The 11,615-nt window shown below is 35.9% G+C and carries 12 protein-coding genes; 5 read left to right on the forward strand and 7 right to left on the reverse strand.

Annotated elements, in window-relative coordinates; translation table 11 throughout:
- The first annotated feature begins 303 nt into the window (after nucleotides 1–303).
- The 3 genes from BLS14_RS31625 (at nucleotide 304) to BLS14_RS31635 (ending at nucleotide 4,381) form a co-directional block, all read left to right on the forward strand.
- Nucleotides 304–723: a hypothetical protein gene (locus BLS14_RS31625; protein WP_090955801.1), complete on the forward strand. Its 420-nt coding sequence runs from the start codon at nucleotides 304–306 to the stop codon at nucleotides 721–723.
- A 786-nt stretch (nucleotides 724–1,509) separates the two neighbouring features.
- Complete coding sequence (locus BLS14_RS31630; protein ID WP_090955804.1) at nucleotides 1,510–3,657, forward strand: DEAD/DEAH box helicase; 2,148 nt, start codon at nucleotides 1,510–1,512, stop codon at nucleotides 3,655–3,657.
- The gene (locus BLS14_RS31635; RefSeq protein WP_090955806.1) at nucleotides 3,650–4,381 is read left to right on the forward strand and encodes a DUF2290 domain-containing protein; all 732 of its coding nucleotides are present in this window, start codon (nucleotides 3,650–3,652) and stop codon (nucleotides 4,379–4,381) included. Before BLS14_RS31630 ends, BLS14_RS31635 begins: the two co-directional genes overlap by 8 nt.
- 314 nt (nucleotides 4,382–4,695) lie before the next feature.
- Here BLS14_RS31635 and BLS14_RS31640 read toward each other — a convergent pair whose 3' ends face one another.
- Complete coding sequence (locus tag BLS14_RS31640; RefSeq protein WP_090955808.1) at nucleotides 4,696–5,253, reverse strand: hypothetical protein; 558 nt, start codon at nucleotides 5,251–5,253, stop codon at nucleotides 4,696–4,698.
- A 133-nt stretch (nucleotides 5,254–5,386) separates the two neighbouring features.
- Nucleotides 5,387–5,641 (reverse strand): hypothetical protein, encoded by a 255-nt coding sequence (locus BLS14_RS31645; RefSeq protein ID WP_090955810.1) that lies wholly within the window; start codon nucleotides 5,639–5,641, stop codon nucleotides 5,387–5,389.
- A 286-nt stretch (nucleotides 5,642–5,927) separates the two neighbouring features.
- Here BLS14_RS31645 and BLS14_RS31650 point away from each other — a divergent pair, with 286 nt between their 5' ends.
- Nucleotides 5,928–6,335 (forward strand): hypothetical protein, encoded by a 408-nt coding sequence (locus tag BLS14_RS31650; RefSeq protein WP_079697463.1) that lies wholly within the window; start codon nucleotides 5,928–5,930, stop codon nucleotides 6,333–6,335.
- A gap of 438 nt (nucleotides 6,336–6,773) precedes the next feature.
- Here BLS14_RS31650 and BLS14_RS31655 read toward each other — a convergent pair whose 3' ends face one another.
- From BLS14_RS31655 to BLS14_RS31675, 5 genes are read right to left on the reverse strand one after another with little or no spacing between them, the layout of a single operon-like run.
- Nucleotides 6,774–7,853: a sensor histidine kinase gene (locus BLS14_RS31655; protein ID WP_256336781.1), complete on the reverse strand. Its 1,080-nt coding sequence runs from the start codon at nucleotides 7,851–7,853 to the stop codon at nucleotides 6,774–6,776.
- The gene (locus BLS14_RS31660; RefSeq protein ID WP_079697464.1) at nucleotides 7,834–8,529 is read right to left on the reverse strand and encodes a response regulator; all 696 of its coding nucleotides are present in this window, start codon (nucleotides 8,527–8,529) and stop codon (nucleotides 7,834–7,836) included. The genes BLS14_RS31655 and BLS14_RS31660 overlap by 20 nt, the downstream gene beginning before the upstream one ends.
- Nucleotides 8,530–8,550: 21 nt before the next feature.
- Nucleotides 8,551–9,129, reverse strand: a complete 579-nt coding sequence (locus BLS14_RS31665) for a peroxiredoxin family protein (RefSeq protein ID WP_079697465.1) — start codon at nucleotides 9,127–9,129, stop codon at nucleotides 8,551–8,553.
- A gap of 21 nt (nucleotides 9,130–9,150) precedes the next feature.
- Nucleotides 9,151–9,864, reverse strand: coding sequence for a cytochrome c biogenesis CcdA family protein (locus BLS14_RS31670; RefSeq protein ID WP_090955812.1), 714 nt, complete (start codon nucleotides 9,862–9,864; stop codon nucleotides 9,151–9,153).
- A 60-nt stretch (nucleotides 9,865–9,924) separates the two neighbouring features.
- A complete protein-coding gene (locus BLS14_RS31675; protein ID WP_090955814.1) occupies nucleotides 9,925–10,608 on the reverse strand; it encodes a hypothetical protein in 684 nt (227 codons plus the stop codon).
- A 562-nt stretch (nucleotides 10,609–11,170) separates the two neighbouring features.
- On the opposite strand from BLS14_RS31675, the gene BLS14_RS31680 reads away from it, so the two are divergent.
- Nucleotides 11,171–11,615 (forward strand): GerAB/ArcD/ProY family transporter (locus BLS14_RS31680; protein ID WP_176854909.1); only part of this gene is annotated, 445 nt, incomplete at its 3' end.

Genomic DNA, 11,615 nt, shown 5'->3' on the forward strand with positions numbered 1-11,615 from the left:
TACCTATCGTCCATTGTTACCAATTCCTTTATACTGTGGGTATTATGATTAACAATTAATTTTCTCGGTTTAAGCATACAGCTGTAGATGGAGAATGTTGTCTACCAGACATCTCATAGAAAATTGCCTACTACTTGTCGAAGGACAAGAATATGGTCCCATTAAAGTCGCTATTTTAGCGGCTTTTTTGTTTTGCCGGTAGAAGTTCTTGTCCCGAGCCAAGGACAAGAACTTCTACCGATTACCGAAATGGACAAGAACATCGTCCTATTGCCGATTAGGTGTATATCTAAGTAAAAAGTTGTGAAGAAGTTATATCGCCCAAAAGTTCTACAGCCAGACGCTACTTATGTTTTAGAATTAGAACATCTCTATGATGAACATCGTAATAATAAAAAGGATCATCAAGCAATTAAGTTAACGGTTGAAACGTGCTGTGATTTAAATGATTTAATTGATACAGTTCCCAAGTCCTTAAAGAAATTCAGTGAGGTAAAAAAGAAAAGCGATAGTAAAGAATTAAGAGCCTCCTGTTTGGAAGAGTTAGCTGCTTCAATTTCTGATACTCGCAACCTGATAGCCCATGCTAAAACAAATTATAAATTAAAGGGAAAAGAGTGCCCGAGTGGACAACTTAAGGAGTTTGCAAGTTGTCTGGAAATTGTAGCAATCCAAGTAATTCGTTGGTTCGCAAGACAGCACAAAGAAAGTAGAATTATTTAATTTAAAGAATGAACCCTTAACCGAAAAACACTACATGTCTATAGAGAGCGGAAATTACTCATGGATATTATATAACCTTCTTTGCAAGTCTAGGAGGAGCAACTGTAGTGATTGTAGCCTGCTCAAAATGAGTTCATTATTTCAAACCAAAATAACGAAGCAGTGGGAGCTTAAGAATACTAAAGAAATCGAACAAATCAAATTCAATCTTCAGAGTAATCAATAGTTAGTTAAATTGACTGTCTCACACTGTTCTTTATTGATAAAAATATCCAACATTTGGAACCGTTCTAAACGTTACTATTAGAGAGTACATTACAGTAAACCTAATTAAAGTTTATAGGAAATTTTATTTCAAGCAACAATACAATATATATATAAGCCTAGATCATTCCTTGGAGGAAAATTTCTCTCCATTTCCTTTGGGTCAAGTTAGAAAGTGTAAGATATTGGGTTCATTAGAGATAATAATTGTTCATCGAACTTACAAATACGATTCCTGATCGCTTGTTGTTTAATTGGTAATATATTTCATTCGATTTATAAAATGTTCTAAAAATAAAGCATGACTATGATATAATTAATTGGTTAATTTCTTAATCGTGAGCGGTACCTAATGCATTTCGTCCATTAGGTACTATAAGTAATTAATTATTCTGAGAAACAGTCTGATATGGGTAGAAGCATTGAATAAAAAAAATAAAGGGGTTTATACTTATATCGTTAACGATTTTTCTTATAAATAATGTTATATAATATAAACAAGTAAAGATTAGGAGGAATAGCATGCTTCATATAGTAAATGGAGAAAAGAGTAATTCTGTAGCAATTGCATCTTTTCAAAAGAATATTGACTACTTAAATCAAAAATACAATGGAACATTATATTATGGCTTTGCATTGTCAGAACTGGATAACTCAAAAATTATAATAGATGTATTAATTGTAACAAAAGAAAAAGGTTTATTAGCAATCAATTTTTCATCAGGAGATACAGAAAGTGATATTAACGAAATAGATAGAATTTACCTTCTTTTAAGATCTATGCTGGAAAAAAACAGTAGATTAAGAAGAAGAACTGATTTAGCAGTAACCATCTCGAGAGTAAATTACGTGCTATCTGAAACAGACATACCTCCTAGTGGTGAACCAGTTGATTATGTTACAGAGGCTAACTTTAAAGATTATTATGATGGACTTACTGTCTTCGAAGAAAGATACTTTGAGGCTCTGAATGAATCCCTAGACAAAGTAGTTTCTGCTAAACCCAAAAAGGTTAGAAATTTTCTGAAGAACCCAGATTCGAAAGGTTCAATAATTAAAGCTATCGAACTAGAAGTGGCAAATATGGATAGATGGCAGAGAACAGCAGCTTATGAAATGCCTAACAAACCACAAAGAATAAGAGGCTTAGCAGGCTCAGGAAAAACTGTAGTGTTAGCTTTGAAAGCAGCATATATACACTTTTTAAAGCCTGAAGCAGACATAGCTGTTACTTTTTATTCAAGATCACTTTATCAACAGTTCAAACAGCTAATAAGTGAATTTTATCAACAATTTAGTGATGGTAAGGTCGATTTTGATAAAGTCCACATTTTGCATTCGTGGGGAACTTTAAGTGAGCCAGGAATTTACTCTACAGCAGCTGAAAAGATCAAAGCAGAAATTTATACATTTAAAAGAGCACAAAGTGCTTTCGGAAATAAAAATGCATTTGGTGGGATTTGCCAAGAATTACTGACTTCCTTTCAAATGAAAAATGTTGATAATTTACCTCTTTATGATTACGTATTAATTGATGAAGCACAGGATATGCCTTCATCATTTTTTAGACTTGTCTATAAACTATTTAGAACACCGGAAAAAAGAATAGTATATGCATATGATGAACTTCAAACTTTGAATGAAAGCTCAATGCCATCATTAATAGAAATGTTCGGTGTAGATGAAAATAATAATCCTTTAGTACAAATTGAGAATAGTAGTGATCTTTCTCAGCCTCAAACCGATATTATTCTACCAATTTGCTATAGGAATACAAAATGGGCACTAACAATCGCCCACGCATTAGGTTTTGGTATTTACAGAAATAGCACACAGCCACTAGTACAATTTTTTGACGATTTAGATGTTTGGAGAGATATAGGTTATGAAGAAACTGGTGGAGAATTGAGTTTTAATTCTTTTGTAAAACTACAGAGGAAAGAATCAGCTACGCCAAAATATTTTGCAAATCTAATGACAGATAGTGACGCTGTGTTTGTTCACGATGCATTTGAAACAAAGAGCGCAGAGTATAAATGGGTGGCGCAACAAATTAAAAAAAATATCGAAGAAGATGAGTTAGATCCAGACGATATTTTAGTTATCTTACCAGAACCTTTAAAATCCTATGAAAATTATGATGTATTAGAAAAGTATTTATCAATGGCAGGTATCAAAAGTATAATGCCAGGTAAAAATGTCAGTCGAGATGTTTTTACAGAGAAGGGAAGTGTTACGTGCACTCATATTCATCGTGCAAAAGGAAATGAACGTCCAATGGTTTATCTAGTTGATGGGGAGTATGGAGCAAAAAAAGTCGATCTTATTAGCGTTAGAAATACTTTATTTACTGCTGTTACACGTTCAAGAGCGTGGGTTAGAATAACTGGAACTGGAAGTGGCATGGCTGAAATTAAGCAAGAGGTACAAAAATGTGTTATTAAAGACTATAGTTTAGAAATTGAAATTCCCTCTGAGGAAGAAATTAAGGAACTTAACTTATTAAACCAAGATGCAAATCAAGAAAAGAAAAAACAAATTAATAATGCTGAAAAATTTGCAGAATATTTAATTGATATGATAAGAAAAGGAGAATTAAATACAGATAGTATTCCACAGCTTAATGATTTAAGGGACATTCTAAAACAAGAGAAGATAGAAGATGAATGATGCAATTTTAAATTTACAGTCGCAATTCACAACGCTAATAGATATGTACAAAGGGACCCTTATACTTGATTCTATTAAACCAAATTGTGCGGAAACAAGTTTTTCTGTTAAAAATCTAGTTGATACAACAGATGAACGCAGTCCTTTGAGTCAAAAATTCTTCAATAGCTGTAGTCAATACTTGGCACTCTTTAGAGAGAGATCATATCATGTACTTTTTAATGATTATTCTATCGCTAGATTTAATTATGAATTCGAGGGGAATAAGTTGGCTAGTTATAATTTATTGTGGTTTCCTTGTCCATTTTCACATGAATATCTGGAGATTTATGATAATGATAGATTAGAAATAGAATATATGTTGGATTATACACCTATTGAAGAGACGTATAGGCATAGTGATTTTACTTTTAGAAGCCCAGTTAGAATTGATTATGATGCCAATTACACGGGCAATAAAAAGGTGTTTCATCCAACATCCCATCTACATTTTCAACATAAAAATACTCGGACTGAATTTAATGATATTTTTTGCTTGTATAAATTCTTTTTTTTCGTAATAGAAAACTTTTATCCAGATCTTAACTTCCAAATTTATAAGGATGGTAATTTTATTACAAGTAACATGCTGAATGAATCTCGAAATTGGTTAAAGACCAAGAAAGTTCAAGATGAAGAACTTGGTGGGAGAATCCATACAAGCTTTAGTTTTGCTATTAAATAATAAGAGTTAAATCACTTTAAGGATTCTAGCTCAAAAAAAAAACAGGTGATGTGCTATAAGCACACCACCTTTCGTTATACAAAATACAAAAATAATAGAAAAATTAGTCAGACAATAAAAAGGACAGTTGAAGACAGATGCATAGGCTTAAGGAACCATAGAAGCAAGGTTAAACACCGAACGATAAAATGAGGAAGGCAACAGGAACAGTGGGAATTTGGCATGTAAGTAATTAATACATTTACACAAAATCAGGATTTTGTACATATGTCTATAAGCACGGAAAACCGAAGTCATATATTTGGCTCATAACCTCACTTCTTAACGCTTATATACTGACGTTCTTTCCACTCGAACTCATTCCCCAATTGAAATGTGGCTAGTTCAATCACGAGGTCGAGTTCTTTTTTTGGAGCATCCAAAAATCTTTCCTGTCCGTGAGCCCAGCAGCAATACAACTCTAAGTCTTCACCTATTCTCAGATTGCTGCGTATATATTTGAAAAGCTCTACTAAGCACTTTTTGCTTGTCTGAAATAAAATCGGGTGAGAATATTTAATCTCGTCATTAATCTCGAAGTCACCACCTTCGGGGTTCACTTGGTAAACAAATGGATGACGGAAAGGATGTGAGGATTGCATGGTTATGGGACCGGTTATATATAATCCTGCTGCATCCTCTTCCGTATCGTAAACCTCCATAAGTTTATCGCCCTTTGGGTATTTCTCCAGTAGTATTTGCATATTGAGTTGATCCTTAGCGGCAGGGTTTACATTCGTAACATATTCATTAATAGTCATAACTGTTTTTTTCTTTCCAAATGAGCCTGTCGGAAGCTCATAGCTTGCAGCAATATAATAAAATAGTGTCACAGTATCAACCTCATCTCCGATCTAAAACTATTTTCCAAAGCTTTTATTCTATCTAACTGCTCCATTAACCTCCAGTTATCTTAATTAAAAAGGAGCAAACTGCTCCTTGCTATTCCTCAACTAACGTTTCCCGTTAGTTTAACGGTCTAACCCAATTCGGTATATGATGGGCAAAATATTGCCCCACCTTAGTTAGTTCTTTCATAACGGGAGTAATCTTCTTATCATCAAGAAACCAGTTATCTTTGGTAATTCCAGTCTTGTCAGTTTCAGCTGCACTTTCCATAAACTGCGGATGGCTTCCTCCCGGAACCATGATCACATCAGCGGAATCCATAGTTGTTTCAAAAAACATAAACTCCGTAATACAATCAAATGGATATGACACTTATATTCCTCCCCTCATTATTCACTATTGTTATATTGCTATATATTGGAACTAAACTGCCCGTTAGCTTAATGAATTAACGAGTGAAAACATATTAGACAGATGCCTAATAGGAAACAGGAACAAGTTCTTGTCCCTTAACAAGGATACGCCAGTACATCTACATTTTAGCGTTTCCTAGTTGAAATATGCTAAGACACCCAATGGCCCCAATGGTATATAAACAATTTAACATTAATACAATGTATAGGCTGTTGACTAAGTTTACTTAAGGGGGCAATTAAGAATGCTTAATTTCCAAAATGAGCGTCAGATGATACCGCATCCAATTCTTTTGGAAGCAAAACAGAGTGCAACAAATCAAATTCTGATTACGTATGATCAGCGGACAGATTTAGGATCAGCAACCCATATTTCAAACTACTGGATCAGGAGTACTATGGAAACACCTACCGGTATTGCAACTGTAGGAATGAGTGACGCACTGATGTCTTCAAACTCAATACGTCCTGATATGGCACAGATCGTACCCGTCGATAACTCAAACATGAGATTTCATATCACGTTTAGGGTTAATGCAGTGTCAGGTGTATTGTATACCGTACTGCCTTGTTTTGTTAACCTTGAGGGAATGACAGGTTATAAGGGGGCGAATTGGGGCCCCGCAAGTAGAAATGTACTTATTGGTATGTAGATAAATTATAACGCATACTCATTTACTCATTGTTAAGTGCCAGAAAACTAATCAGTGTGGGCAACTCTAATTAGCAAATGGTCACTTCGGACCCAGAGACAATAGGAAAAAATAATTGCTGAATGAATTAGTAGCCCTCCATCTCCTACGAATTGCAGCCCTTAGAATGGACCTTGGAATAACCTAATTTATCCGATGAAATCTAAGGGCGGCTGCATTTTAATGTCAGTGAAAAGAGGACAGAAAAAAGTATTATATGAGATTAGGATCGAGGGCATATGCTTACACGTCAACGAAGGCTGGACTTACGGCAGAATCATGGAGAAGTATGGTACCTCAAAACGACACTGGCTCAAAGTATAGACTGCATCTCATTCAAGTTGCCTAGCTTTTTTTAAAACGTCCTCTACAAAGGATATTAGTTCAATAATATTGGTATTATTTTTTTAAAGGTACAGTAAACCAAAAGGAGTACTCGTTCCCTTTTGACCGCAATCCTGCTTTTCCACCCTGCTGCTCAATAATTTCCTTCACTAAAGATAACCCTAATCCTGATCCTCCTGAATCCCTACTGCGGGATGAATCTACCCGATAGAATCTCTCGAATATTAGAGATTCATGTTCCTCAGGAATCGGCTGGCCTAAATTCTTGACGATTATTTGGTAGTTTGACTCATTCTGCTTTCCTGTAATCTCAACCCATCCACCCTCGTCATATTGCAGTACATTGGTCAGAAGATTGTGAAGCACCTGTTTTAGGCCATCTTCATCTCCTACTACTTCCGCTGCTTCAGTCTTGAGATCAATAATGACCCCGCTATTCTTGAACTCCAATGAAAAGTGATCTACACAGGATTCAATCAGATTTTCTATAGAGAGTACATTCATCTTATTCTCATTGGAAATCTTCTTTCCTTGCCACACATTTAATTGGTGTAACTGCTCAACTAAACGGGTAATGCGTATGGATTCTTCGTGAATGGATTCAAATAGCTCTTTATTGCCCTGAATAACCCCTGTGCTTAAAGCTTCCAAATATCCGTTTATATTCGTTAATGGTGTCCGCAGTTCATGTGAGATATCAGACAGCATTTTTTTTCTTAAATCCTCTACTAGTTTCAATTTCAGGCTCAATTGATTAAAGTCAGCTGTTAACAGACCAATTTCATCGTGAACACGAATCGATAAGGGGTTTGGCATTTCCCCTTGAGCCAATTGTCGTGTTGCATGACCCAATTCCTTGAGAGGAAGAATCAACTTTTTTACAAAAAAGTAGTGGATGAACGCTGCAATCAACACAGCCGTCAGACTTGCTTTAATTAAAAAAGTCTGCATCGTTTGATTGAAAATGACGCTTTCCCCTGGAGTCACAGACGGGGAATTAGCAAACAACAGACAAGCATAGTCTTTTACCGAAACTCCTGCGAACCAAATGGCAATACCAATGACCGCGACATTGATCAGTGTAAACTTCCACATGATGTTGTTTTGTAATAGATTATTTTTGAAACGCAACAAAGCGATACCCCATTCCTCGAATAGTTTCGATTAGTGCGTTGTCCCCATCCCATATCAGTTTTTCTCTCAATCTACCTATATGAACATCGATCGACCTTTCTGTTACTACCTTTTCATTATTGGGATACAGTTCATCAATGATCTGTTCCCTAGTTAGAATTTGATTGGGATGCACCATAAGAAAATACAAAAGACGGAACTCATGCTGTGTGAGTTGAATGGTTTCCCCATTATAGTGTACTTCACCCCGTAACTGTTTGATGGTTACTCCGCGGTATGTAAGTTTGCTACACCGCTGGCCCGTTCTCCGCAAAATGGATTCTACCCGTGCAACCAATTCACCCGGACTGAACGGTTTCGTTACATAATCATCGGCTCCCGATTTCAATCCTTCAATCCGGTTATTTTCCTCTACTTTAGCTGTTAACATAATAATAGGAATTCCTTCCTTCAAATCTCCTCGAATACTCTTACAGACTTCTTCACCACTTATTTTAGGAAGCATTAAATCTAAAATAACAAGGCAAGGGTCATTTTTTTTAAAGGCATCTAGAGCTTCCTCCCCATCTCCAGCCTCAATTACTTCATACCCTTCCTTTTCCAGGTACAAGACGATCAGCTTTCGAATTTTCACATCATCTTCTACTACTAAAATCCCGGTTCCCTCTGCTATCATTCCAAACACCTCCAAATTTACTTAGCGTATTTCTTTAACTAGTTTTTCCATCATTTCATAATTCATTGGACCTGTAACTTTTTGCTGAATAATACCCTGCGAATCAATGATATAGCTCGTAGGAAGAGCATAAACCTGGTATATTTCCCCTATGCTATTTTGTTTATCTAATAACACTGGGAATGTAATCCCAAATTCATCTAAAAACTCGGGAATTCTATCTACACTTTTCTCTGAAGTTGTCATATTTATTGCAATTACTGTGGTATTTTCATTTTTATACTTATCATAAAATTTTTGCATATCCGGCATTTCTGCTCTACAGGGCGGGCACCAGGTTGCCCACATATTGACGATTACTTTTTGTCCTCTGAAATCAGAAAGCTTAAAACTTTTACCATCCAGATTATTTAACACAAAGTCTGGTGCAACGTTCCCTTGGTTAATACCAATACTCAGTGAGGAGTCATCTATTCCCTCCATTGCTGGTTGGCTACTAGCCAAGTTTGCTTGACGGTCACCATTTTTCTTACTTGTATCATAAATCCCCCACCCAACCAAACCGATTAGGATAACAATGACGATAAAATTTTTTTTCATAGAAAAGATCATCCCCTTTTATTAGAATATTGGCGCGAAGGAAGCAAGCCAAGCACTTAACTTTTGCAATTGGCCCGAAAATAAAAGAAAGCCCATCGCGATCAAAATCCATCCGTTCAGCAGTGCCAAAAGCGGTAACCATTTATTTATTTTTCTCATGATACCCTTAGATTTGGAAATTAAGATTGAAATCAATAAAAAAGGAACTCCTAAACCCAACGAATAAAACAACAATAAAAAGATTCCATGGTACATCGTTTCAGAAGATCCGGCCAACAACAAAATTGAAGATAAAGCCAGACCGACGCAAGGTGTCCAACCCGTTCCAAAAGCAACTCCCACGACAAATGAATTCCACCCGCTTCCATTCTTTGGAGCTTTGGTTTCCTGCTGCTTTTGAAACATGAGAAAACGAAGATTTAAAATCCCTGCAATCTGTAGGCCAAATATAATAATGAGTAGTCCACTAATCTTTTCTAACAACCCTCGATTCGCAGTGAAAATTTGTCCAATCATACTCGCGGAAGCACCCATAAGCAGGAAAACCACAGTAAAACCAAGGATAAAGAGAGCGGAACGAATCATCAGTGTTCTATTAGAAACACTGGTTTTCTCTCCACTCCCATAAGAGCCTGTAAGATTAGCAAGATAAGCAGGCAAAAGCGGAAAAATACAGGGTGAAAAAAAGGATAGCGCCCCTGCCGATAAAGCAAATAAAATTGAAATATTGTCCATTTGTAATTCCTCCAGCAAAGTATTCTGTTCTTAACAACCATAACGCAGGATTGTTAAGATTCATTTAAGCTCTTTTTTTATAAAGTTGTGAATAGTCAAACAACATAGAGCAACAGCTAAATAAACAAGCTGCTCACTAGATAATCCTAAGAAGACTACTACAGAAAAGCTTTTAAAAAAGTAACTTAAAATCTGTCCGATGCTGAACCAAAGAATAAGTTGATTGATTTCTTGTGGATTATCAAAGCCCTCTTTTCTGCAATACATCCAAACCAATAGTACGATTGCTAAAACAATTTGACTGAGATCATACAGAAATGATGATGTTGTCGGATTGTTAAAGATGAGCTTGAACATAGAATAGAACATTATATAAGATAATAAGCCTGCCGCCAACACTTCCGCATACACCCAGAAGGTAATTCTACGCTTACTACTTTGAATAGATAAGAAGATAAGAACTACAATCGCCGATAGCAAGATCCCACGCCCACCCCCGGTAAAATAAAGAATGTAGTACGGATTATTCAAAACAGTGACGGGATTAAAAATAATCACACTAAACTTCCAAATCAGGAATGCCCATAAAAATACATTGGTTATATCATTTAGTATAGGCTTGCTTAAATCGCTCTTACCCTTCAACCAATATTTCATGGTTAAATATGCTGTCAGTACAGAAAAGAGTATTGCAAGCCAATTGTATTTAATAATTAACGGCCCCCAAACGACAGCTTCTTGCATCCTGTTTCCCCCTCCTTTTTTTATTACTTTATAACCTAATTGTTAAGATTCGTTTAACTAGAATACACCTACTATTAGGCATCTAGCCTATCAGTAGGTGTATGTTCTTTGTTAATTGTGCAGCTGCATACAGTATGATGAAGCCTTAGGTCAGAAAAAAAAAGTCCTGATACAAAAATATTTGTTATTCCAAGTGAAGTCTTATATTAATGTGCTTGTATCTACTATTGAGGTTTTAGCTACAGTGCTTTAAATTTAGGTATCCACCTAATCGGCAGACGATACAAGTTCATGTCCTTGGCTCGGACACGAACTTGTACCGATAACATAAAAAATTCGCTAAATTAGCGACTTCAATAGGACTATGTTCTTGTCCTTCGACACTATAGCGTTCTTTTACTACAGAGCCTAAAAACATTGATCAAAGGGTCAGCGAAAAGCAATTCATAAGGACTTCCATGGATATCCCCTCTCTTTATCAATTTATTGTATTGAATAGAGCATCCAATCCTTGGGACATATTACAGAAGTAATAATATCCCTTGAAAAGAGGATTATCTCAATGTTCAATAAAGAAAAAATAACAACTATACAAATGGGTGCCATGTGTTGGCTGTTGATTATGGGAGACATGCTGTTTGTTTATCCTTCCTCAATTACTTCGTATGCCAAAGAAAGCTCTTTGATTTGTGCAATCGCCGGTATTCCACTGGGTGTTCTACTCATGCTTGTTTTTTTGAAAATCCATAAGGCAAGTGCAAACAATGGTTTTATACAATTTTGCATAAAAATGCTTGGCACAGGAATGGGCACAGGAATGGTATGTATATATTTGTTTTATTTCGCGATCAGTTCGTCTTCCCTAATTCGGAATGTAGCTGATTTTGTAAATACACAGTTGTACCCATATACCCCACTTCAAATTATCATGCTCATTTTTACGCTTACTACAGTGTGCTCACTCATCCAAGGAGTTGAAGTTTTAGGGAGGGTTAGTGAGATAATGG

Source organism: Paenibacillus sp. OK060 (assembly GCF_900101205.1).
Taxonomy (GTDB): domain Bacteria; phylum Bacillota; class Bacilli; order Paenibacillales; family Paenibacillaceae; genus Paenibacillus; species Paenibacillus marchantiae.